The 23,869-nt window shown below is 71.8% G+C and carries 15 protein-coding genes; 1 reads left to right on the top strand and 14 read right to left on the bottom strand.

Annotated features, from left to right (window positions below; genetic code table 11):
* Positions 1-442: 442 nt before the first annotated feature.
* The 7 genes from ispG to ITJ50_RS11260 form a co-directional block, all read right to left on the bottom strand.
* Positions 443-1,597 carry a flavodoxin-dependent (E)-4-hydroxy-3-methylbut-2-enyl-diphosphate synthase gene (ispG, locus tag ITJ50_RS11290; protein ID WP_194590522.1) on the bottom strand — a complete coding sequence of 385 codons (1,155 nt, stop codon included), beginning with the start codon at positions 1,595-1,597 and terminating at the stop codon, positions 443-445.
* Between the two features lie 56 nt (positions 1,598-1,653).
* A complete protein-coding gene (locus tag ITJ50_RS11285) occupies positions 1,654-2,214 on the bottom strand; it encodes a cysteine hydrolase family protein (protein WP_017885726.1) in 561 nt (186 codons plus the stop codon).
* Positions 2,211-3,725: a purine-cytosine permease family protein gene (locus ITJ50_RS11280; RefSeq protein WP_194590521.1), complete on the bottom strand. Its 1,515-nt coding sequence runs from the start codon at positions 3,723-3,725 to the stop codon at positions 2,211-2,213. Before ITJ50_RS11280 ends, ITJ50_RS11285 begins: the two co-directional genes overlap by 4 nt.
* A gap of 25 nt (positions 3,726-3,750) precedes the next feature.
* On the bottom strand, positions 3,751-5,079 hold the full coding sequence (locus ITJ50_RS11275) for a M50 family metallopeptidase (protein ID WP_017885728.1): 1,329 nt from the start codon (positions 5,077-5,079) through the stop codon (positions 3,751-3,753).
* Positions 5,080-5,207: 128 nt separating this feature from the next.
* A complete protein-coding gene (dxr, locus tag ITJ50_RS11270) occupies positions 5,208-6,320 on the bottom strand; it encodes a 1-deoxy-D-xylulose-5-phosphate reductoisomerase (protein ID WP_194590520.1) in 1,113 nt (370 codons plus the stop codon).
* A gap of 2 nt (positions 6,321-6,322) precedes the next feature.
* On the bottom strand, positions 6,323-7,294 hold the full coding sequence (locus tag ITJ50_RS17905; protein ID WP_194590519.1) for an FKBP-type peptidyl-prolyl cis-trans isomerase: 972 nt from the start codon (positions 7,292-7,294) through the stop codon (positions 6,323-6,325).
* Positions 7,295-7,300: 6 nt separating this feature from the next.
* Positions 7,301-7,810, bottom strand: a complete 510-nt coding sequence (locus tag ITJ50_RS11260) for an OsmC family protein (RefSeq protein ID WP_017885731.1) — start codon at positions 7,808-7,810, stop codon at positions 7,301-7,303.
* A gap of 34 nt (positions 7,811-7,844) precedes the next feature.
* Here ITJ50_RS11260 and ITJ50_RS11255 point away from each other — a divergent pair, with 34 nt between their 5' ends.
* Positions 7,845-8,837, top strand: coding sequence for an asparaginase (locus ITJ50_RS11255; RefSeq protein WP_194590518.1), 993 nt, complete (start codon positions 7,845-7,847; stop codon positions 8,835-8,837).
* 48 nt (positions 8,838-8,885) lie between these two features.
* Here the strand turns inward: ITJ50_RS11255 and ITJ50_RS11250 are convergent, their stop codons facing one another.
* The 7 genes from ITJ50_RS11250 to ITJ50_RS11220 all read right to left on the bottom strand — a co-directional run bounded on the left by ITJ50_RS11250 (position 8,886) and on the right by ITJ50_RS11220 (position 23,812).
* A complete protein-coding gene (locus ITJ50_RS11250; protein WP_056068818.1) occupies positions 8,886-9,641 on the bottom strand; it encodes a hypothetical protein in 756 nt (251 codons plus the stop codon).
* Positions 9,642-9,706: 65 nt separating this feature from the next.
* The gene (locus tag ITJ50_RS11245; protein WP_323749906.1) at positions 9,707-11,626 is read right to left on the bottom strand and encodes a zinc-ribbon domain-containing protein; all 1,920 of its coding nucleotides are present in this window, start codon (positions 11,624-11,626) and stop codon (positions 9,707-9,709) included.
* Complete coding sequence (locus ITJ50_RS11240) at positions 11,623-14,100, bottom strand: DUF3488 domain-containing protein (RefSeq protein WP_194590516.1); 2,478 nt, start codon at positions 14,098-14,100, stop codon at positions 11,623-11,625. The genes ITJ50_RS11245 and ITJ50_RS11240 overlap by 4 nt, the downstream gene beginning before the upstream one ends.
* A complete protein-coding gene (locus tag ITJ50_RS11235) occupies positions 14,097-15,410 on the bottom strand; it encodes a DUF58 domain-containing protein (protein WP_040418733.1) in 1,314 nt (437 codons plus the stop codon). Before ITJ50_RS11235 ends, ITJ50_RS11240 begins: the two co-directional genes overlap by 4 nt.
* 98 nt (positions 15,411-15,508) lie before the next feature.
* Positions 15,509-16,480: an AAA family ATPase gene (locus ITJ50_RS11230; protein ID WP_027465773.1), complete on the bottom strand. Its 972-nt coding sequence runs from the start codon at positions 16,478-16,480 to the stop codon at positions 15,509-15,511.
* Between the two features lie 61 nt (positions 16,481-16,541).
* Positions 16,542-22,403 (bottom strand): Ig-like domain-containing protein, encoded by a 5,862-nt coding sequence (locus ITJ50_RS11225; protein ID WP_194590515.1) that lies wholly within the window; start codon positions 22,401-22,403, stop codon positions 16,542-16,544.
* Positions 22,400-23,812, bottom strand: a complete 1,413-nt coding sequence (locus tag ITJ50_RS11220) for a serine/threonine-protein kinase (protein ID WP_031259111.1) — start codon at positions 23,810-23,812, stop codon at positions 22,400-22,402. Before ITJ50_RS11220 ends, ITJ50_RS11225 begins: the two co-directional genes overlap by 4 nt.
* Between the last annotated feature and the right edge of the window lie 57 nt (positions 23,813-23,869).

The raw sequence follows: 23,869 nt of genomic DNA, 5'->3' as shown, positions 1-23,869 counted from the left end.
GTCCCCGCCGCTGTGCGCGAGGATCGCCGCTCGGCACGGTGCGAGGCTCGCCGGCTCGTGCGGCACGAGCCGCTCGGTGCGCGCCTGCAGGCTCGCACGGGGCGATCAACCCGGCTGCCGCTCGCGAAGTCCGCACCGTGCCGACGGGACGCACGTCGAGCAGCCGCGCCGGGCCTCCAGGCCGTTCACCGGCGCGGCACGCGCGTCGCCGGCGTCGCAGGCGTCGCGGAGCAGCGCCGCACGGTGCGGGGTTGATCGGCCGGTGCGGGACCAGCCGCCCCGTGCGCGCCTGCAGGCTCGCACGGGGCGATCAACCCGGCACGGAACCGCGAAGCACGCACCGTGCAGACCGGCGCTGTCGCCAGCGCCGGCGCCGCCCGACGACGGACCGGAGGCCCGGTGCCAGCTGGCACCGGGCCTCCGGTCGGGATGGTGGTCGCGCCTACGGCGCCATGATCACCTGGGGCGTGCCGGTGGCGGCCGCGGGACCCATCTCGTCCGCGATGCGGTTCGCCTCGTTGATGAGCGTCTGGACGATCTCGGCTTCGGGCACGGTCTTGACGACCTGGCCCTTGACGAAGATCTGCCCCTTGCCGTTGCCGGAGGCGACGCCGAGGTCGGCCTCACGTGCCTCGCCCGGTCCGTTCACGACGCAGCCCATGACGGCCACGCGGAGCGGGACGGTCATGCCCTCGAGCCCCTTCGTGACGTCGTTCGCGAGCTGGTAGACGTCGACCTGGGCGCGGCCACAGCTCGGGCAGGAGACGATCTCGAGCTTGCGCTCCCGCAGGTTGAGCGACTGCAGGATCTGCAGGCCGACCTTGACCTCTTGCGCGGGCGGGGCCGAGAGCGACACGCGGATGGTGTCGCCGATGCCCTCGGCCAGCAGGATGCCGAACGCGGTGGCGCTCTTGATGGTGCCCTGGAACTCCGGCCCGGCCTCGGTCACACCGAGGTGCAGCGGCCAGTCACCAGCGGCGGCCAGCTGGCGGTAGGCCTTCACCATGACGATCGGGTCGTTGTGCTTGACCGAGATCTTGAAGTCGTGGAAGTCGTGCTCCTCGAACAGGGAGGCTTCCCACACGGCGGACTCGACGAGCGCCTCGGGGGTGGCCTTGCCGTACTTCTGCAGCAGGCTCGGCTCGAGCGACCCCGCGTTCACACCGATGCGGAGCGAGACGCCGGCGTCCTTGGCAGCCTTGGCGATCGCGCCGACCTGGTCGTCGAACTTGCGGATGTTGCCCGGGTTGACGCGGACCGCCGCGCAGCCGGCGTCGATCGCCTGGAAGACGTACTTCGGCTGGAAGTGGATGTCGGCGATCACGGGGATCTGCGACTTCTTCGCGATGATCGCCAGCGCGTCGGCGTCGTCCTGCGTGGGCACGGCGACCCGGACGATGTCGCAGCCGGACGCCGTGAGCTCGGCGATCTGCTGCAGCGTCGCGTTGATGTTGGTGGTCTGCGTCGTGGTCATCGACTGCACGGACACCGGGGCGTCGCCGCCCACGAGCACCTTGCCGACCCGGATCTGCCGCGACTTGCGACGCGTAGCGAGGGTTTCGGGGGACTTGGGCATACCGAGGTTGACTGCGGGCACGTGAGCACTCTACGCGCTCGGTCTGACCATGCCGGCTCTGGTCCCCGTGGGTCCGTTCAGAGCTCCCTGACCGAGTCCACGACCGTGATGAGCGGGGCGTAGAGCCGCATCACCGCGAGGGCCCGGTCGTGGTCCGCGTCGCTGGCGCCGGCGCAGGCGTCGGCCACGACCGTCACCGTCGCGCCGGCATCCGCCGCCGCCAGCGCGGTCGACAGCACGCAGCAGTCGGTCGACACCCCCGTGAGCACCAGGTGCGGATGGTCGCCGACGACGGCCTGGAGGCCCGTCCCCCACTTGCCGAAGGTCGGTTCCGTGACGACGGGGTCGTTCCGGTCCGCGGCAGCAGACGCGAAGGGCTCGGTGAGCGCGTACAGCGGGTCGGCGTCCGGGAGCAGCGCGAAGGGCCATTCGCGGTAGTACGGCACCCACGCACCCTCGGGCTGGACCGGGGCGACGAAGCGGGTGAAGACCGTGCGACCGGTGAACCGGGGCAGGAGCCGTTCGATGCCGGCGCCGGCGTGGTCGAAGCGCGGTGCCGCCCACGGGTTCTCGCCCGTGAAGACCTGCTGCATGTCGATGACGACGAGCCAGGCGTCGTCGGGGACCTCCGCGCTCATCGCAGGTCGTCCGGGGTGCCGAGTGCTTCCGGGGTGCCGAGTGCTTCCGGGGTGCTCAGTGCTTCCTGACGGCGGATCGACCCACGCGCGAACAGCAGCGTGCCGAGGAACCCGACCAGCAGGGCGACGAGGACGCCGAGGTTCGCGTACGCCCAGGCGCCTCCGCGTCCGCCGAGTCCGAACGGGCCGAGCAGGTAGCCCTGCCAGTTCAGCCACGCGGGGACGCCGTACGTGTTCGTGACCAGACCCCAGCCGAGCACCGTGCCGAGCACGACGAGCGCGATCGGCAGCCACCGGACGTCTCCGTAGCGCCCGCGGCGATCGTCGAGCTCCGCCTCGGCGTAGGCGCGACGACGGAGCAGGACATCTGCGACGAAGATGCCGGCCCACGCGGCGATCGGCACCCCGAGGGTCACGAGGAACGCCTGGAACGGCTTCACGAAGCTCTCCGAGAAGAAGGCGATGTACACGGCGCCGGCGACCATGAACGCGCCGTCGACCCCGGCGGCGACCGGCCGCGGGATCTTCACGCCGGCGCTGAGCAGCGCGAGGCCCGACGAGTAGATGTCGAGGACGGCTCCCCCGACGAGCCCGAGGATCGCCACGATCGCGAACGGGATGAGGAACCAGATCGGCAGGATCGTGGTGAGCGCGCCGATCGGGTCGTCCTGGATGGCAGCGTTGAGGTCCGGCGAGGACCCGGCGAGCAGGACGCCGAAGACCACGAGGATCGCCGGTGCCAGTGCGCCACCGAGGGTCGTCCACCCGACGACGCCACCGGTGGACGCGCCCCGCGGCAGGTACCGCGAGTAGTCGGCGGCGGCGTTCACCCAGCCCAGGCCGAACCCGGTCATCACGAGCACGAGCGCCCCGATGACGTTCTGGGTGCTGCCGGACGGCAGGGCACCGAGCGCCGCGAAGTCGATCGTCGGCGCGGCGAGCACGATGTAGACGACGGTCAACACGGCGGTGACGACGGTGATCACGGTCTGCAGGCGCATGATCACGTCGAACCCGGCGATCCCGGCGCCGACCACGAGCGCTGCGACGACGATCAGCGCGACGACCTTCGTCAGCACCCCGCCGTCCCAACCGAGCTCGGTGAAGACGGTCGAGGTCGCCAGGACCGCCAGCGCGGCGAGCGAGGTCTCCCACCCGACGGTGAGGACCCAGCTGAGGAACGAGGGCACCCGGTTGCCGCGGACCCCGAACGCCGCTCGGCTCAGCACCATGGTCGGCGCCGAACCGCGCTTGCCGGCGATCGCGACGATGCCGCACAGCAGGAACGAGAACACCACCCCGATGACCGAGACGATCGTCGCCTGGGCCAGCGAGATACCGAACCCGATGACGAACGACCCGTACGCGATGCCGAGGACGGAGATGTTCGCCGCGAACCACGGCCAGAACAGCCCCCTCGGGGAGCCCTTCCGATCCGACTCGGCGATGACGTCGAGCCCCTGTCGTTCGACGGCGCGAACCTCGGGAGGGTTCGTGGCGGCTGTGCTCATGCGCTGAGCGTAGTGGCTCCGAGCGCTACCCGAACAGGTTCACAGGTCGGACGATGTCGGCGTAGATGAGCAGCGCGCTCATGCCCGCCAGCAGCACCACGACGACCATCGTCAGCGGCATCGTCTTCGCCAGGTCGATGGGCCCCGGGTCGGCCTTGCCGACGAGCTTGAACGACCGTCGTTTGATCGCTTCCCACAGCGCGCCCGCGATGTGCCCGCCGTCGAGCGGCAGCAGCGGCACCATGTTGAGCACGAACAGGCCGATGTTGAGCGAGGCCAGCAGCCCGAGGATCGTGTACGCCTTGTCGACCACGGGGACACCGCTCATCGACGAGACCTCCCCGATCGCACGACCGACACCGACCACCGACACGGGGCTGTCCTGCGACCGCTCCTGCGCACCGAACGCGGCGTTCCACACCGCGACCAGACGCTGCGGCAGGTCGATGATCAGGTGCGCCGACGCGGCGATCTGGGCGCCCGTCGCGGGCAGGACCGCGGCCGGGGACTGCCGCACCAGGGACTGACCGATGCTGACGCCGACCACGCCGACGCGCTGGGTCTTCGTGGTGCCGTCGTCGTTCTTGACGACCTTCCCCTCGGCGTCGTAGACGTCACGGGTGGCGGTCGTCGGGGTGATCTCGAGCGTCTTCCGCGCGCCGTCGCGGTCGACGACCACGGTGACCTGCTCACCCGCGGACTCCTGGAAGACCTGGGAGACGCGCGTGATCGTGGGGTCCTGCTCGCCGTTCACCGAGAGCACGACGTCGCCGGAGGCGATGCCGGCCTGCTTCGCCGGGGACACGGCGTCGCCGGGCGAACACTCGGTCGTCCGGCTGTTCGGCAGGACGCAGCCGACACTCGACGTGAAGGTCGTGGTCGGTGCCCCGAACCCGCACAGCAGCACGCCGAACAGCACGATGCCGATCACCAGGTTCATCGCCGGGCCGGCGACCATCACGATGATCCGCTTCCACGGCGTCAGGCGGTAGAAGGCGCGGGAGTCGTCGCCGCCGGAGTCCGCGATCTGCTCGGCGCTGGCCTGACGGGCGTCCTGCACGAAGGCGCTGTACATCCCCGTGTTCGTGATCTCGCGGCCCGAAGCGCGCGGCTTGAGCATGCCCACCATCGAGATGTACCCGCCCAGCAGGATCGGGCGGATGCCGTACTCGGTCTCACCCCGCTTGAACGACCACATCGCCTTGCCGAAGCCCAGCGAGTACTGCGTCACCTTGACGTTGAAGAGCTTCGCGAAGGACAGGTGCCCCAGCTCGTGGAGTCCGATCGAGACCAGCAGGCCGATGATGAAGACGACCACGCCGAGGACGAAGAGCAGGACGGATTCGACGGTCACCGGGAAAGAGTACGGGACTGATTCCATGACGGAGCCGAGCGCCGTCTGCGAGGCGAGCTGGGCCTCCAGGCCGGTGCGTCACGTCCGCGGTCTGCCGCCTCCGCGTCGGACGGGAGGCGCGACCCGCGTCAGCGGGTCAGTGCGCGGTCCGCAGCGGTGCGCGCCCACTGCTCCGCAGCGAGCACGCCGTCGAGTGACGGCTCCCCCGCGGTGTGCTCCTCGACGATGTGCTCGACCGTGTCGACGATGTCCAGGAAACCGATCGCGCCGGCGTGGAACGCGGCGACGGCCTGCTCGTTCGCGGCGTTGAACACGGCCGGGAACGTCCCACCCAGTTCGCCCACGCGCTTCGCGAGGGCAACGGCTCCGAAGGCGTCCTGGTCGAGGGGCTCGAACGTCCACGTGCTCGCGGTCGTCCAGTCGAGCGGGACGCCGACGCCGGGCACGCGGTCCGGCCAGGCCAGGCCGAGCGCGATCGGCAGCCGCATGTCCGGCGGCGATGCCTGGGCGATGGTGGAGCCGTCGACGAACTCGACCATCGAGTGCACGATCGACTGCGCGTGCACGGTGACGTCGATGCGGTCGTACGGCACGCCGAAGAGCAGGTGCGCCTCGATGACCTCGAGCCCCTTGTTCACCAGGGTCGCGGAGTTCGTCGTGACGACGAGTCCCATGTCCCAGGTGGGGTGCGCCAGCGCCTGGGCGGGGGTGACGTCGTGGAGCTGCTCACGGGTGCGCCCGCGGAAGGGACCGCCGCTCGCCGTGAGGACGAGCCGCTGCACCTCGGTGTCGGCGCCGGAACGGAGCGCCTGCGCGATCGCGGAGTGCTCGCTGTCGACGGGCACGATCTGCCCGGGCGCCGCGGCCTGCTGCACGAGCGAGCCGCCGACGATCAGGCTCTCCTTGTTGGCGAGGGCCAGTGTGGCGCCGCTCTCGAGCGCCGCGAGCGTCGGACCGAGGCCGACGGAGCCCGTGATGCCGTTCAGGACGACGTCGGCCTCGACGCTGCGGACGAGCTGCTCCGAGTCGGCCGCACCGAACGCCGTGTCGCGGACGCCGAACCGGGCGGCCTGCTCGGCGACCAGTGCACGGTTGCTGCCGGCAGTGAGCCCGACGACCTCGAACCGGTCGGGGTTGCGGGCGACGACGTCGAGCGCCTGGGTGCCGATCGAGCCGGTGCTGCCGAGGACGACGATGCGCCGACGCTCCGGACCGGCGCTGCCGACGCGGTCGTCCGTCACGGTCAGCCCTTGGCGAGGATGTCGACGACGAAGACGAGCGTGGCGTTCTTCGGGATGCCCGAGCCCTCCCGCGGGTTGGCGCCGTAGGCGTCCTCCGGCGTAGCGACGATGAGCACCTGCGAGCCGACCTTCTGGCCGACGAGCCCGGTGACGAAGCCCTTGATGAGCGCGCTCTCCGAGACGGTGAAGGTGGTGGGGACGCCCTTCGACCACGAGGAGTCGAACTCCTTGCCGGTGTCGTAGACGACGCCCTTGTACTGCACGAGCGCGGTGTCGCCGTCGGCGATCGCGGCGCCGTCGCCCTGCTTCAGCACCTCGACCGTGGTCTTCGTGGGTGCCTTCACGCCCTTCGGGACCGTGATCTCCGGCTCACCGGAAGCCTTGTCCTTGACCGAGGGCAGTCCCGGGTCCTGGTCCTGCGGGGTGCCGTTCGCCTTGGTCGGGGTCTGCGCGACGACGTCGGCGACCACGACGATCTCGCCGCCGGTGTTGAAGCCGAGTGCGGAGGACTGTCCGACCGCGGCGATCCGGTCGCCGACCTTCGAGCAGGCCAGGAGCGCGCCGAAGCCCTTGCCACCGACGGAGAGCACCTGCGGGTTGCCCTCGTCGAAGCCGACGGTGCCGAGCTTCTTGGCGTCGGACGCCTCGTACACGCTGTAGGAGACCTGCGCGTAGTCGCCCTCGTCGAGGGACGCGCCCTTGCCCTGCACGAGCCGGGTGGCCTGCGGGGTCTTGGCGGACAGACCGGACGCGAACTTCACGGTCGGCGCCTGCGCTCCCCCGAACGCCCCGGTCGCCTTGATCGAGTCGGACGACTTGCCGGGGTCGGGGCACGAGGTGATCGCCGAGGCCGTGGCACTGGCCGACGGGGTCGGCGAGGCCGAGGGCCCGCTCGAACCGGAGCCGGAGCAGGCGGCGAGTCCCAGCACGACGGCGGGGACGATGGCGATCGGGAGCAGGCGGAGACGCTTCACGGGAACCTAGTCTGCCCCACCAGCCGAAGAGTCCCCTGCCAATGACGCAGGTCGGACGACCAGCTGCGGCTCGTGGTGCACCGGGAACGCCACCGACCGCGCGATGAAGCAGAGCTCGTTGGCCGTGGTGTGCGCGGCCTCGGCGTCCGCCACCCGGTCGGCCTCGAGGATCGTGACCACCGGGTGCAGGGTCGCCTCGGTCAGCTCGCCCGACCCGTCGCGGTTCAGGCGGAGCGACGCGGTCGCGGTGTCCCGGTAGTCGACGACGGTGAAGCCCTTCGTGACCGCGACGTGCAGGTAGCTGAGCATGTGGCACTGGGCCAGTGCCGCGACCACCATCTCCTCGGGGTTCCAACGGTCACGGTCCCCGCGGAACGTCGGGTCGGCGGAGCCGGGGACGTCGGGCTTGCCGGTGGCCGAGACCACGTGTTCGCGGCCGTAGTCGCGGTACCCGGAGGTGCCGGTCCCGCGGTCGCCGGTCCAGCTGACGGAGACCTCGTAGGAGTGGTCGTGCACGGGTGCGCCCCTTCGCCTTGGCTAGCATGGCGGCATGACGGTGAGCCCCGAAGTCCGCAGTGATCGCCATCCTCTCACCGCCGACGGTTCCGTCGAGTTGGCGGTGCTCGAACGCTCAGGGTTCGACGAGAGCCGACACGTCGGAGCCGGCGTCGTCGTCGACGCGACCGGCACGGTGATCGACTCCGTCGGCGACGTGACCGCGAGCATCTACCCGCGTTCCACCATGAAGCCGTTCCAGGCGCTGGCGGTCCGACGAGCCGGTGCGCTGTTCTCCGACGAGGAGCTCGTCCTCACCACCGCGAGCCACGCCGGCACCGCCGCGCACCAGGCGCTCGCCCTGCACATGCTCGAGTCCTTCGACCACGTCGAGGCCGACCTCGGTTGCCCGCCGGACATGCCCTTCGACCGCAGGACCGCCCGCACGATGGACGGCCCCCGCCGACTGGCCATGAACTGCTCCGGCAAGCACGCCGGCATGCTCGCCGCCTGCCGGGTGAACGGGTGGGACGAAGCCACGTACCTGGACACGGAGCACCCGTTGCAGCAGCGGGTGCGTTCCGTGGTCGAGGAGTACACGCACGAGACCGTCGACCTGGTCGGCACGGACGGCTGCGGCGCTCCCGTGTTCCCGCTGAGCCTGACCGGGCTCGCGCGCGGGTTCGCCGGGGTCGTGGCACGGGCCGACGACGACTCCGCCGCCCTGACCGACGCGGTCCTGGCCCACCCGTGGGCGATCGACGGCGTCGGACGTGCGAACACGGTGACCATCGAGCGGCTGCAGGTGCTGGCGAAGTTCGGTGCCGAGGGCGTCATGGTCATGGGGTTGCCCGGCGGTGCGGCGGTCGCGGTGAAGGTGCTCGACGGCTCGCAACGGGCCGGCACCCTGGCAGCCCTGGCCCTGCTCGAGCGCAACGGGCTCGTCGCGGCCGACGGGGTGGCCGACGTGCTCGAGGCGACCGGTGAGCGGGTCCTCGGTGGCGGCGTGCCCGTCGGGACGGTGCGCGCGGGCGCCGGGCTGCGCTGATGCTCGGTCGTCGCCGATCGATCGGCGGCCCTCGTGCGGCGCGCTTCCTCAGCCGGTGCCGACGGGGTCGAGGTCGAGCAGCGGGAGCGCCGGGGCGACCCGGACGACGTCGTGGTCGTCGGATCGGCGGACGGAACAGCCGTACCGCGTGACCTCGACCGTGACGTCCCGGTGTCGGGGCACCGATCCGAGTCCGGCCACGAGCACCACGGTGCCGAGCGGTCGGCCGCCCTCGTCCATCCACACCGCGACCGAGGTGCCCCGCGGCAGGGTGCGCAGCGAGGGCTCGTCGCTGGTCGGTCCCCCGGCGTCCAGGAGTCCGGGCGCGACGGCCCACCGCAGGTCGTCCCCGTCGTGGACGGCAGCGGCACGGAGCTGCTCGGCGAGCCCGCGGAACACCGCGAGGGCCAGTGCCCCGGTCCCGACGACCGCGACGTGTGACGCCGCATCGACCCGGACCACGTGATCGCCGGGACCGTGTCCGAGGACGAGTGTGGGTGACCCACCATCGGCGTCGGGGACGAGGGCCGCCGGCGGTTGCAGCACGTGGAGGCGTTCCGACGTGTCAGGAGGTGTGCCCGGAGCACCGACCCGGTCGGGGATCGACGGCGCGACGACCACGACCGGACGGTCCGCCGGGAGCGCCGACGCGGAACGGTGGAGCACCACGTCGACCAGGGCGCAGCACGCGCCTGCGCCGAGCAGGACACCGTGCCCGACGCCGCTGAGCGGCGCGAGGACGCCGACCACGACGAGCGCGACCGCGGCCCCCACGACCACGCAGCGAGCGGTGAACCGGGACATGTCCCCATCGCACCAGGAACCGGGTGCCCGGCGCTGGCCCGGGAGCGGATCTGTGGAGAAGTGCCCTACTGCACCAGGAAGAACTGCTCACCGATGTCGACCCGCGCGCCCCGCTCGACGCGGTACCGGCGACCGGGCTCGCAGCGGCGGATGGATCCGTCGATGTGCCGGACGACCGTGCCGTTGCCGGAGAACCGGTCCGAGACCCACAGGTCATCGCCGTCCCGGCCGAGCTCGAGGTGGGTCTTCGACACGGACTTGCCCGGATCGTGCACGGTCAGCAGGTCGTCGTAGCGCTCGCCCGGCTGCGGTCGGGGCAGTCGTCCGAGGAGCCCGGTGCCGTGCACGCCGAGCCGCTCACCCGTGCTGAAGTGCAGCACGAACGGAGCCCGGGTCGGGGTCTTCGCGACGATGCGGGTCTCGTCGACGTCCTCGTCGAGGTCGTCGGCTCCGGCGTTCGAGTCCGGCCGGTCAGCCGGTTGCAGGGGCAGCGCCGGTCCGGTCACGCCCGGGATCGGGGGCAGGGGCGCAGCGAGCGGTGCGCCCGTGGTCGTGGTGGACGGCGCCGAGGACGGCGCGGCGACGGAACCCGGCACGGGTGGGATCGGCGAATCCGCGACGAAAGGCGCCCCGCGCGGTGTCTCCGATTCGGTCTCCGGTGCAGCGTGCGCCCCGCGGGGGCGTCCGCCCGGACTCGACTGCTCCACGTCGGCGGGGACGGACTCGTCGTCCGCCTGGATCTCGTCATCCGGCTCGTCGAGTGCGGCGACGTCGGCGGACCGGTCTGGGTCCGCGGGCTCGTCCGCACTGCTGTCGTGCCCGTCTGCCTGGTTCGTGGCGGTGCTCGCCTCGGACGTCTCGGTGCCGGCGGTGTCGTCCGCTGCCCAGTCGGGCCGGGTCATCGGCAACGGCATGACCGGGCCGGTGAAGGCCGCGGTCACGGCGGGCCGGACCGCCCCGCACTCACCGCAGAAGATGTCGTCCGGCTCGAGCCGGTTGCCGCAGACGTGGCAGATGGTCGTCTCGTGCATGCCCGGTGTGACGAGCGGGGCCGGACGCGGCGGACGGCGGTCGATCAGCGGTTCGACCACGGCGGTGTCCCCGGGCTGCGGGGGCGACACGACGGGCGACTGGTCGTCGTCGGCAGCGGTCTCCGAGGCAGCGACGGTCAGGTGGTCCGGCTCCGGCGCGGAAACGACCGGCGCGTCGGACGCACGCGCGGAAGCCGGAGCGTCCTGCTCGGCGACCGGTTCGGACGGTGCTCCCGGCATGGGCGGGACGACCGGCTCGGCGGGTGCCTCGGCGGCGGCAGGTGCGCCCCGGCCCACCCACCAGGACGGACCGGCGGGTGCTGCCGGCGGTGCGGAGTCGGCTGGCGGTGCCCAGACGGGCAGGGAGGGCTCGGGCGCGACAGGCGCGACGGGAGCGACGGGAGCGGCTGGCGGAGACGGTACCGACTGTTGCACGGTGGGCGCATCGGCGTCGTTCGCCGGCGCCGCGGGTGTCGCGGGTCGACTGGGTGCCGGGGCGATCCGGGTCCGCTCGGGGTCGTCGGCGTCGAGCGGGTCGGACGCGTAGGCGTCGGGGTCCAGGACCGGCTCGGCCGCTGACCGGTCCGCCGCACCCGACCAGTCGTCGAGCCCCGACCCGGCACCGTGCACGTGCGAGGGCGCCTGTCGTGGGGCGAGGTCATCGGGACGCTGCACCGGCACGGGGGCCGGCGGTTCCTCGCCGCGGCGGTCGGCACCGGTGAGCCAGGCACGGGTCGCGGGGTCGAGCGTGGATTCGGGCAACCAGGCGTCGGAGGCGGGGTCGGATCGTCGGCCGTGCGCGTCGGGCTGCTGCAACGGCGGCGGTGGTGCCTGCTCGACGGGGGTCGGCGCGACCGGGCGACGGCTCGCCGCAGCGGTGACCGCGCGGCCGCACTCACCGCAGAAGATCGCCCCGTCCGGGAGCATCGATCCGCAGTGTTCGCATCTGATCACGTGGTGCCTCTGTCCTCACTCGGCCGACCACGACGCTCGTCCGGCCTCTGGACATCGTAGTCGCCGCGCCCCGGTGCACCCTGGCCGCCGGTCCCCCGACGAGCCCGCGCCGTCGGACGCCGCAGCGTTCCCCGCAGGGACCGGAGCGAGACCGCCGTGCGGAACCGCTCCCGGCGGGTGCGGTCACGGCGCAACGAGCCGATCGCGTCGTCGGTCGCGGACCACATGCGGTCGGCGGTGGTCTGGTCGGGGTCGCTCGGTCCGAACACCGCGCGGTCGGCCAGCGCAGCGAGTCCGGTACCGCCCTCGCCGGGTGCGCCGACGACGGCTTCACGACGAGTGGCGGAACGCCGCACGTCGTGCCCACGGTCGAGCAGCTGGTCACGGTACTCGTCCCAGGCACCGACGATGCGGCCCCGCGGCGAGGCGGCGTTCCGCCGTCGGCGCCGTCGCAGTCGCTTCAGCAGCACGATCACGGCGAACGGCAGGAGCACGAGTGCGACCACGCCGAGGGTCCCGAGTGCCCAGGGCAGCACCGCGAGCAGGATCTGGAGCCAGAGCGGCTGCACCGGCGGCGTGTTCCGGTCGCTCTCCGGAGGCGCCTGCTGGTCCTGGTCCTGCTGGTCCACCGGAGGCGGCGGCACGACGGTCTCCGGCCGGGTCACCGGCTGCGGGGTCTGCTGCTGCTCGTTCGGGATGTCGCGCACCTCGGGGTTCGGGTTGAGCATCACCCATCCCCACTGCGCGGTGTCCACCTCGATGCGAGCCGTCACGTCGGACCCGCGGAAGGTCGTCGTCCCCCCGCGCTGTGCGGTGCCGTTCCGGCCAGAGTCTCCCCCGGCGGTGAAGCCCATCACGACCCGTGCGGGGAACCCGATCTCGTCCGCCATGAGTGCGGCGGCCGCGGCGTACTGCTCCTGGTCGCCGATCATCAGGGGTGCGGTCAGGAGCTCCTGGACCCGGTCGGCGCCGTGGCCCGACCGGCTCTTCCGGTCGTCACCGACACCGTGGCTGACGTACCCGTTCCGCTGCAGCGCCTGCAGCGCGGCGAGGAGCTTCGCCCCGGGCGCCGACACGTCCTTCGTGGTCGACTCCACGGTGTCGCGGACGGCGTCGGGGACGTCCCGCGCGGTGGGCACGGCAGCGCTCCCCGGCCGGGCGGCGGCGAGCTGCCGTTCGGTCGGCTGGTCGGGCAGCACCGCGGTGAGGTCGTAGGAGGTGCCGTCGCCGACGCCGCCCACCACCGCGCCGGTGCTGGTCGACCCGTTGTAGAAGAACGCGCCGCGCTCGTCGTCGGCGTCCTTCCCGGTGAACTGCACACGTTCCAGGTCGCCGACGGTGGGCAACCAGACACCGCGGTAGCCGTCGACGGTCACCCCGACGTCGACCGTGGTGCCCCGGACACCCCGGACGTCGACCGCGGTCGGCACCCGTTCGAAGGTGCCCGAGCCGGCCGAACCGTCGGACCCGCCGACGCGGTAGACCACGCCGTCGTACGTGTCGAGCGTCGCGATGCGGACGAACCCGTCCTTCGGCAGACCGGTCACCCGGAGCTGGGTGGCGTCCGATGCCGTCGACTCCTCGTAGGCACGGAACCCGCTGAGCGGACTGACGTAGTCGCGGGGGTCGAACGGCTTCACGACGTCGGTGCGCGCGACCGTGCGGTCCCCGGACGGCGGAGCGACCAGGCCGAGACCGGTCGCCACGACCGCCGCGGCCACGATGGTCCCCGTGCCGACGAGCGCCGGACGGACGATCGACCGCGCGACCGGCACACGGGAACCGATGGTGGTGGCCACCGCGACCGCGCGACGCGCGTGCCGCACCGTCAGCGCCCAGACGAGCGCGATGCCGACCAGGACGACGGCCGTCACGATCGACGTGTCGAGCCGGCTCGGCCCGACGACCACGCCCACCGCGAAGAGCACGAGTGCCGGGATGCTCGCGAGTTCCTGCCTGGAGGCGCGGGTCGCCACGCTCACGGCGGTCACCGTGGCGACGAGCAGCGTCACGAAGTACGGCACGAGCAACGCTTCGTACGACCCCACGGGCAGGCTGATGGTCACCAGCTGCTTCCAGCCGAGGGCGACGCCCGCGAAGAGGTCGAGGAATCCGCGCCCGGTGGGCAGCAGGCCGTTGGCCTGACTCGGCACGGCGGCGGGGACACCGCTCACCGTGAAGGCGGCGACCGTCGCGATCGCCACGACGGCCGTCGGCAGCCGGAACAGGGTGCCGAGGAGCGCGACGACCGTCCCGATGACGATCGCGGTGACCGCCGCGGTGAGCATCGCTGGGTCGCGGTACACCGGCCACCACGACGTGCTCGCGACGGCCAGCAGCAGCCAGACCGCCAGGGTGCCGCCGGCGAGCCGGAACGGGACGAGCCGTCGGGCATCGCGACGGTCCGACCGTCGCGTGGAACGCCTCGCCCGGTCCGCCGAGGGTGCCGGGGTGGTCACGGGTGCGGCGCTCACGCTGCCGACGCCGATCGGTGCAGGGCGTGCCGGAGGTCGTCCAGGTAGCCGATGGTCATCACGGTCAGGCCGGCGACCCGCAGGAACCGGGGCTGGGCCTCGGGCTCGCAGATCACCGCGACGACCTCCACCCCGACGGGGAACCGGGTGGCGGCGAGCCGCAGGGCGGGCAGGCCGACGGTGGACCCCACCACGAGGAACGCGACGGAGATGCCCTCGGTGTCGCTGCCGACGATCCGCGAGACCTCGGCGATGGGCAGGCAGGCGTCGGCGAGGCCGACCGAGGCGAAGTCGTCGAGCAGGCGCGTGGGCGTCACCGTCGGGAGCGTCCGAACGGCGTAGACGGCGCGCTTGGCGAACTCCGGGGTGCGCTGCGACACCACGACCGAGACCTCACGGCCGTCGCGGATCGCCCGGGCACCGAGCGACGCCGCGGCGCTCACCGCGAGCTCGAACTCCTCGTCGTCGGCGAACTCGCCGCGGGCGATGCCGAGCGCGACCACGAGGTGCGAGCGTCGGGTGTCCTCGAACTGCCGGACCATGAGCGCGCCGGACTTGGCGGTCGACTTCCAGTGGATGGTGCGGGGGTCGTCACCGGGCATGTACTCGCGGATCGCGTGGAAGGCGATGTCCGACGGCGACAGGTCGGTCGTCGCCTGCCCCTCGAGGTCGCGCACCAGGCCCGTGCTCGTCGACGGGATCGCGATCGTGCGCGGGTGCACGATGACCTGCTCGCGGGCGGTCCAGACGACCTCGCGGCGGACGAGCCCGACCGGGTCGGCGCGGACCCCGGTCACGGGACCGACGTCGAGCACCCCGCGGCGGAGCGTGGGGACGGGAACCTGCCGCTCGAACGTGCCCTGCGGCCCGATGGCGGGGATCGCCACGTCCACGAGGCCCGATCCGACCGGCACCTCGACGGTCGTCGGCACCGACGGCAACCGTGTGGGGTTCTCGGCCGTGACGATCACACCGGCCTCGTCGCCGACCGCGACGCGGTGCTGCGGCAACCGCATCCGGATCGCGAGCCGCGACCGGCCGATCAGCGCCACCGCGGCGACGACCGCGAGCACCGCACCGGCGAACCCGACGACGACGATCTCCCGCAGGCCGAACCGGTAGCCGGCCACGAACGCGACGAGCGTCAGCGCGGCGACCGTCCACCCGAGCCCGGTGACGACGGACGAGACCTCGCCCCAGAGACGCAGGACGAACCTCCAGGCCGTTGCCCAGATCCGGACGATCCCGATCACCGCATCCGCTGCGACGCCGTCGCGGTCACCGACGATGCGCGTCCGGACGTTGGTCATGCCGGTGACGGTCCCCGTGCGCTCGTACGCCGTCGTGCCACGACGCGACCGCGTCGAGGACGGACGGCGCGAGCGCGTGGAGACGGACCGGCGGTCCGTCACGTCGTGACTCGGTCGGCGGGCGGCGGGGTCTCCACCAGCAGCTGTGCGATGACGCTCGGTGCGCTGACGCCGTCGAACTCGGCCTCGGCGTCGAGCACCAGGCGGTGTGCGAGGACCGGGACCGCAAGCGCCTTCACGTCGTCCGGGGTGACGTAGTGCCGACCGCTCAGCGCCGCGAGGACGCGGGACGCACGGATCAGGCCCATCGCACCGCGGACGCTGACGCCGAGTCGGACCTCGCTCGCCGAGCGGGTCGCGTCGACCAGGCGGGCGACGTAGTCGGCGATCACGGCGTCGACGTGCACGGTGCGCGCCAGGGCCGCCATCTCGGTGATGGTCGCGGCGGGCACGACGCTCGCCAGCGGGACCGACGCCGAGGGAGCCGACGAGGTCTCCAGGATCTTCACCGTCGCGGCGTGGTCCGGGTAGCCGATCGACGTCTTCATCAGGAAGCGGTCGAGCTGCGCCTCGGGCAGGCGGTACGTGCCGGCCTGCTCGATCGGGTTCTGGGTCGCGATGACCATGAACGGCGCAGCGAGACGGTGGTTGACGCCGTCCACCGTGATCGCGGACTCCTCCATCGCCTCGAGCAGCGCGGACTGGGTCTTCGGGCTGGCACGGTTGATCTCGTCGGCGAGCACGATGTTCGCGAAGACCGGCCCGCGGTGGAAGTCGAACTCCTGCGTCCGCTGGTCGTAGACGCTGATGCCGGTGATGTCACCCGGCAGCAGGTCGGGGGTGAACTGGATGCGGTTCGTGGTTCCCTGCACGCTCTGCGCCATCGCCCGGGCCAGGCTCGTCTTGCCCGTGCCGGGGACGTCCTCGAGGAGCAGGTGTCCCTCGCTCAGCATCGCCGTGACCGCGAGGCGGATCACGAACGTCTTCCCGAGGAGCACCTGCTCGACGTTGGTCACGATGCGGCCTGCGACGTCGGCGAACCAGGTGGCCTGCTCCGGGGTCATGCTCATGCGGGATGGTCCTTCGGTCGTGGCGGGAGGTGCGGCAGAGGGCTGGTCGGGGCGGCGAGGGTCAGCCGCCGGGGGCGGGTTCCGGGGCCGGTTGCTCTGGCGGAGGTTCCGGGGCGGCTGCGACCGGGAACGGTTCGGTCGCTTCGCCGGCCTGGGTCGAACCGGATCCGTCCGTCGCGCTGACGTACGCGCGGACCTTGACGGACTTGGCGAAGAACGGTGGTTCGGGAGGAGTTTGCCCAGCGTCCCAGCTCGATGTCGTGGGGAATCCGTCACCGTCGTCGCTCGCGTACCAGTACGCGGTGTACCGCACCGTGATCCCACTGCCGCTGGGGCCCGTCACGGCGATCGCCTGTCCTTGCTGGGCGGTCGTGACCGTCAGGTTCGCATCGAACGCGGTGGCGTTCCCCGTCCAGGAGTCAGCATCAGACGTGCAGAAGCTGCTCCCTGGGCCGCCGCATGCGCGGAGGGTCAGGAGTGCTGAGACGTTGCGGGCGCCGGACCCGGGCACGCCCGTCCACGTCTGGCCAGGCTGGAGCGTGATCGGCTGTCCGCCGGTCTCGAGCTGGTAGTGATGTGCAGGCCGCGACGGGGCGGTGACGCTCACGTTCCAGAGGTTGGTGCCAGCCGGCACGACGTCAACCGAGGGTCTGCCGGTTCCCGACGGGCGTTCGTAGGTCACGGCGTCGACGTACTCGACGTTGCAGAAGTAGCCGTTGGTCACGGTCACCGCGTACCGGGTCGACCCACCGCCGACACCCGAGTCGCGCGTCGGACTCGAGCTGCCGAGTGAGTTCGAGGACGGCGCAGCGCAGTTCACGTTGCCGGAACGGAACACGGCGTAGCGGAGCCCCGAGCCGCCCGCGGCATCACCGGCGCTCCAGGTCACGGTGACGGTCGACCGACCAGAGGAGTCTGCCTGGTCTCCGGCGACCGCCTGCAGGTTCGTCGGCTTGCCGGGCGTCCCGACGGCGCTGCCGGTCGCGGACGCGGAGTTCCACTGCACGACGGTGCCGTTGCGGTCGGCGTCGTTGCGGGCCGACACGGTGACCTTGTACTGAGCAGCACTCTGGGCACCGGTGAACGAGGTGTTCGTGGCGGTCCCGGTGTGGCGAGTTGTCGACAGGCCCGGGCCCTCGATCGACACGATGTAGTCGTCGACCGCGCTGCCGTTGTTCGGCGCGGACACCTTGCCCCACTTGACGTCGAGCTGGTTCGGCGTCGACTTGCTCGGCGTGACGGTGATGCCCTTCGGCGGTGCCGGCACGAAGTCCGCGCTCACCGGGGCCGAGCGGGCCGAGGGCTTCGAGTCGCCGATCGCGTTGGTCGCCACGACCTGGAACCGGTAGGACGCCTTCGGGTCGAGTCCCGTGAGCGTGCACACCGTCGCGGTGCCGCAGTTCTTCGAGACACCGTTGGTCCCGACGACGCGGTAGCCGGTGATGGGCGAGTTGTTGCCCTGCGGCGTCGACCAGGTGAGGGTGGCCTGGCCACCGTCGTAGGAGCCGGTCCGGCTGGGCGCACCGGGGGCATCGGGAACGTCCTGCACCGAGATCGTGACGTCGCCCCAGACGTAGCGGTCGGGATCGTTCGTCGCGTCCGCCACCTGGTACTGCAGGTGCGCGTCGCCGGGCTTCGCTGTGGCTGCGACCGAGACCTGCAGGCGGGTGCGGTCACCGCTCGGGGTGACGGTGACACCGCTCGGCAGCCCGCCGGACAGTCCGCGGATGTTCACCACGCGCAGACGCTCACCCGGGAACGGGTTGGTCGGCTGGTCGTTCGTGAGCACGTCGATGGTGGTGGTCGCCCCGCGTTTGGTCACCGATCGGTCGGCGCCGGGCTGCACCACCGGTCGCGTGGAGGCGACGACACCGACGGTGACCGTCCCGGCACGCCCGGCGTTGGCGTCGTCGGCGACACCGATCCCGACGGACGCCGTCGTGTTCTTCTTCGCGGTGTCGGCGACCGAGATCGTGAGCTGCTGCTTCGCGATCGACGCGGTCGTCCCCGCTGCGGGCCGCCCGACGATCGAGTACCGGAGTTCCGGCAGGTCCTTCGGGTACGGGTAGTCGGTCAGCTTCGTGAGGTCGATCTTGCGGGTCTCCCCCGGCTGCATCTCGACCGAGGAGCCCGTGAACGCCGGCGGCTGGTTCGACCGGGGCGTCACCGTGATCGGCAGCACGAGTGTGGCGACGCGTCCCTTGCCGCCGTTCGCCGACGACCCGTCGGTGACCTCGAACGAGATCGACGCCCTGCCGTAGTAGAGCTTCGCCGACGTGAACTGCAGCGTCGACGAGTCCACCACGAGACTCTGCCCGTTGGCGTGGGTGGCCTTGACCGTGCCGCGGTCGGTGATCTTCGCGGTCTTGCCGTTCGCGGTGACGACGAAGTCCTGCAGCGGGATGCGGACGGTCGCCTCGCTCTTCACCGTGACCGCGCCCGCGCTGCGGTTGATCTGGGGCAGGGCATCGTCGAAGCCCGGCACGTTGATGAAACCGTAGGACACGATGTCCGGATGGTCGATCCGAGCGACCGAGAACGGGATCACCTGCGAGTCGTCGGTCAACCGCACGGTGATGCGGCCGTCGTCGGTGGGCTTCGCCGTGTCGCCGTAGCCGGGGACGACGCCGACCCGCAGGTCGGCCGCGGTGCCCTCGGCGAAGAAGACGTTGTCGAGCACGTCGACGGTCACGCTCTGCCGGTGCAGGATGTCCTGCAGGTCGAGGGTGGTGTCGTCGACCTCGGGCCGGAGCGGCTGGGCGTCCGGGTCGACGGTCACCGTGAGGAAGGCCGTGCTCGATCCCCCGCTGGTGTTCGCGACGGTGTACAGGACCGCGAAGTCACCGCTCTTCGCCGACTTCGGGGGCGTGACGCGGATCTGCTGCTTGCGGAGGATCTTCGCGGTGACGTCCTCTGCCGTGGGCTCCGCCTGTGCGACGGTGAGCTGCCCACCCTCGGGGTCGGAGTCGTTCTGCAGGACGCGCACCGTGACCGAGCCGCCCGGCCGGATGGTGACGTGGTCGGCCTCGGCCACGGGGTTCGACGCCTGCTCGGCGCGCGGCGCGATGCCGACGCGCACGGTGCCGCTCGCACGGGCGCCGAGAGCGTCCACCACGGTGTAGGTGAACTCGTCGGTGCCGGCTGAGTAGTCGCCGGCCTCGTAGGTCAGGGCGTCCGCGGCCACGTCGGTGACCGATCCCTTGTCGGGGTTGGAACCCACGCCGACGAGCTGGACGGAGTCGCCGTCCGGGTCGATCCCGTTCAGGGGCACGCTGACCCGCACCGACGAACCGGCGACGACGCGCGCGGTGACGGTCTGCGGGACCGGCGGGTTGTTCGTGGCGGCGTCGCGCTCGCGCACCGAGATCGACACGGCGGCGTCGGCGTACTGGCCGTCGGGCCCGGCGACCCGGTAGACGGCGGTGTAGTTGCCCGGCGTCTTCGGGGCGAGGTACCGCAGGTGGTCACCGGAGACGAACAGCAGCCCGCCGTCGCCCGGCACGTTCTGCACCAGCTCGGGCTGCAGCGTCAGCGGCTCGCCTTCTGGCTGGGTGTCGTTGTCGAGCACGTCGATGTTCGCGACGTCGCCGACACGCACCGTGGAGCTGTCCGGTTGGGCGACCGGTGGCTGGATGCGGTCTGGCTTCGGGATCTCGACGACGGTGATCGTGCCAGGGGACGACGCCAGGCCGTTGGTCTCGGTGTACCCGAACGAGACCGGTCCGTCGAGCGGTGCCGTGAGGGTGACCCGGACCGTGTGCTGGTCGAGGATGCTCGCCTGCACGCCGCTGCCGCGTCCGGGGCCGTCGAGCGCCGTCACGAGCAGCACGCCGCCCGCCGGGTCGATGTCGGTCGCGGTGACGTCGGTGTCCTTCGAGGACAGGGTGTTGACGAACACCGTCTTCGGCGTGGTGATCGGCGCCGTCGACGCGTCCGGTGGCGCGAGGACGGTCACACGGACGATGCCGCTCGACGTCTTCACGCCGTCGGTCACCGTGTACTCGAGCTGGTGGTCGCCCGCCCGTTCACCCTGCACGCGGAACGTGCCGGCGTCGTAGCTCGGGGTGACGGTGAGGCCGGACGCCGAGGACACACTCGTCAGCGTCACGGTGCCGTTGCCGCCCCGCACGTGGTCGAGCGGCTCGACCGTGAACGCCTTGCCCGCGTAGCCGGACACGGGGAACGGATCGGCACGCAGCGGGACGGTGCCCTGCTTGGCCACCCGGACCGTCACGGCGCCCCGGCCGTCCGCGCGGCCGTCGCTCACGACCAGCTGCACGGACCGTTCGCCGGTCCGACCGCTGTCGTTCCGGAAGTCGAGCAGACCGTCGGGCGTGGTGGACACCCGGTCGCCGTTCGACGCCGTGGCCGACTCCAGGTACACCGGGTCGCCGTCCGGGTCGACCCAGTCGCCGAGGACGTTCGTCACGACGTGCCCGTTCTGGACGACGTCGGCAGAGGTGTCGCGCACCTGCCGCGGTGCTTCGTTCTGGCTGTCGGGGCGGACGGTGACCCGGACGGTCGCGGTGTCGGAGCCGCCGTTGCCGTCGGTGATCGTGTACGGGAACGTCACGGTTCCGGTGGCGCGCGACGACAGCGTCACCTGGAGGCGTTGACCGTCGCCGACGATCGCGACGCGGCCGGCGGACTTCGAGATGGTGCCGACCTTGCTCACGATGATCGGGTCACCGTTCGGGTCGTAGTCGTTGAGCAGGACCGGGAGGCTCGTGGTGCGTCCCGGACGAGCGCCCAGTTCGTCGTCGACCGCGACCGGCGGCTTCTGGTCCTTGTCGACCTCGGGGTCGTCGTCGGAGACCTGCTCCCGTTGCTGCTGGTCGTCCCGCTTGATCAGGTCGGCCCAGTTGTCGATGAGCTGACCGCTCCGGTCGATGGCCCAGGAACGGCCGCTCGTCGGGTCGTTGGCGACGACGGTGTCGCCGTTGTGCAGGATCTGCAGTTCGCTCGTGCCGCCGGTGCTCGCCAGCCGCTGCAGCGCGTTGCCGTCGCAGGTGTCGATCGCCTGTCCGCCCGCCCATGCCGCGTAGGTGCACGATCCGTCGACGTAGGGCCGGGCGGCGCGTCCGGAGACCTGGAGCGCGGTGGCGTCCACGGCACCGGAGGCGCTAACCCGGACCAGGCCCGCTGTGCCGGCGACGGTCACCTGGGCCGTCGTGTCCGACGAACGCTGCAGCGCCGGCGACGAGCCCACCCGGTCACCGAGCTCGACGGTGCGGCCGTCGACCGACAGGGCACCGCTCGTGCGGTCGAGCACGGCGAGGTGCCCGTCGAAGGTCGCGACCTGGAAGTCGTCGCCGCGGTCCATCTTGACCTTCCACCGTTGGTCGACGGTGAGCGTCGTGCCGACGTCGACGAGCGATGCGGTCCCGGTCTTCGCGGAGTAGACCGCGACGTGCCCGTCGGAGGCGTCGAAGACGGTGTCGGCGCCGAGGGTCAGGTCGGCCTTGGCCGACGCGTCGAACTCGGCGAGGTCGCTCGCGGGTGTGGCCCAGAGCTCGCCCGTGTCGGCGTTGCCGATGACCGCGGTGTCACCGGCGAAGAAGACATGTGGCGTCCCCGCCGGCAGGGTGATGGCGTCGCCGACGGTGGCGTCGGCGACGTTGACCTGTGCGACGGTGCCCTTCGTCTCGTCGACGCTGTAGACGGTGGATCCACGCTGCAGCACCGAGAGGTCGTCGCTGGCCGTCTCGACCGCGGTGTTGAGCTGCAGGATGCCGGTGTTCGCCCGTCCGACGGCGCCGTACTCGGCAGAGGGCACCCACACGGTGCCGTCCCCGAGGTCGACGCGCTGCGTGTGGTACCCGGTGGACACGATGGCGGTGGTCGCGACGACGGCGGCGACGAGCACCGAGACGCCCGTCGTCACCGCGGCGGAGCGGTGCTTCGCGAGGAGGGCGCGGATCACCCGGCGCTCCCGATCGTCGCGCACTTCTGCGCACTCGCAGCGCCCGTCTTGCCGTCCCGGTTCACCGCGACGGCGATGCACTCCTCGTCGCCCCGGTCACCGGAGACGACGAAGGTCGTGCCGGTCTGCTGGCTCGAGGAGCCGTTCGACGAGATGACGTAGGTGTCGCCGCTGCGCAGGCCCGGGTCGGTCCAGCTGAACGACACCGACTGCGGGGACGTCTCGGCGCGGAGTTCGGCGACGACGGGGATCGCCCCGGCGCCGAGTCGTCCGACGACGACGACCGTGGCGACGGCGAGGGCGGCGACCACGACGACGGTGAGGGAGGTCGCCCAGACCAGGGTCGAACGGCTCCGGCGGCGGCTCCGCGTCACGGAACCGGTGCGGTGCACCGTGCCGACGCTGTGGCCGCCGCCGGCCACGACACCGCCCTGCACGGCGCGTCGGGTCCGGCGGCGGCCACCGACACGGGTCGGCGGCTGCAGCTCACGGATCATCGTGCGGTCGCCGTGTGGGGTCGGTGTGGAGATCGCCCAGGCCTCGACCGCGACGTCGGCGGACGTCTGCGGGATGCCGAGCTCGGCCTCGACCTGCTGGAACCCGCGCACGAGCTCGATCACCGACGCCGGGCGCCCCTGCGGCTTGCGCGAGAGTGCCGAGGCGAGCAGGCGCTCGAGCGAGGGCGGCACGTCGGTGCGTCCGGTGGGCTTCACCCCGCCCTTGTCGATCCGGTGCATCAGGTCGTTCGCGCCGTTCTTGCCGCCACGGACCTCGAACGGGCTGCGCCCCGCCAGGAGCGAGTAGACGGTGGCAGCGAGCGAGTACACCTCGGACTGGATCGTGCCGCGCGACTCGTCGATCAGGACCTCGGGGGCCGACCACGGGATCGACATGCCGATCGGCTCGTCCGGGTCGGTGCCGCCGATGGTCGCGGCGATGCCGAAGTCGGAGAGCACGGGGTTGCCGTAGGCGGTCAGCAGGATGTTCGACGGCTTGATGTCGCGGTGCAGCACGCCCTCGCGGTGTGCGGTCTCGAGGGCGGATCCGATGCGGATGCCGATCGACAGCACCTCGGAGACCGGGATCGGTTCGCGACGGTACCGCTCGCTGAGCGACGACGAGCAGAGCTCCATCACGAGGTACGGGCGACCGTCCGCCGCGACGCTCGCCTGCAGGACGGTGAGGATCGACGGGTGCGTGCTCAGCCGGGCCATCAGGTTGGCCTCGGCCTGGAACATCTGCCGGACACGGTCGTCGACGACCTCGTCCAGCAGCACCTTGACCGCGACCTGGCGCCGGGGCATGTCCTGCTCATAGAGGAAGACGTCGGCGAAGCCACCGGACCCGAGGACGTGCACGGGACTGAAACCGCCGATCACGGGCGGGTTGGACGGCAGGCGTCTCGCCATGGTCCTCTCCTCCCCCCGGCCGAGCGGCCAGCTCTCTCGACGTGGCCATGTCATTGT

The organism is Curtobacterium sp. VKM Ac-2889 (genome assembly GCF_015350855.1).
Classification (GTDB): Bacteria; Actinomycetota; Actinomycetes; order Actinomycetales; family Microbacteriaceae; genus Curtobacterium; species Curtobacterium poinsettiae.
The sequence above is the reverse complement of the archived record's forward strand: the minus strand, read 5'-3'. Positions and strand labels throughout refer to the sequence as shown.

Bases quoted from the DNA above. Each gene is read 5' to 3' on its own strand.
- ITJ50_RS11285 (WP_017885726.1), bottom strand. From the start codon at position 2,214: ATGAGCGCGGAGGTCCCCGACGACGCCTGGCTCGTCGTCATCGACATG.
- ITJ50_RS11280 (WP_194590521.1), bottom strand. From the start codon at position 3,725: ATGAGCACAGCCGCCACGAACCCTCCCGAGGTTCGCGCCGTCGAACGA.
- ITJ50_RS11255 (WP_194590518.1), top strand. From the start codon at position 7,845: ATGACGGTGAGCCCCGAAGTCCGCAGTGATCGCCATCCTCTCACCGCC.
- ITJ50_RS11250 (WP_056068818.1), bottom strand. From the start codon at position 9,641: ATGTCCCGGTTCACCGCTCGCTGCGTGGTCGTGGGGGCCGCGGTCGCG.
- ITJ50_RS11235 (WP_040418733.1), bottom strand. From the start codon at position 15,410: ATGACCAACGTCCGGACGCGCATCGTCGGTGACCGCGACGGCGTCGCA.
- ITJ50_RS11230 (WP_027465773.1), bottom strand. From the start codon at position 16,480: ATGAGCATGACCCCGGAGCAGGCCACCTGGTTCGCCGACGTCGCAGGC.
- ITJ50_RS11220 (WP_031259111.1), bottom strand. From the start codon at position 23,812: ATGGCGAGACGCCTGCCGTCCAACCCGCCCGTGATCGGCGGTTTCAGT.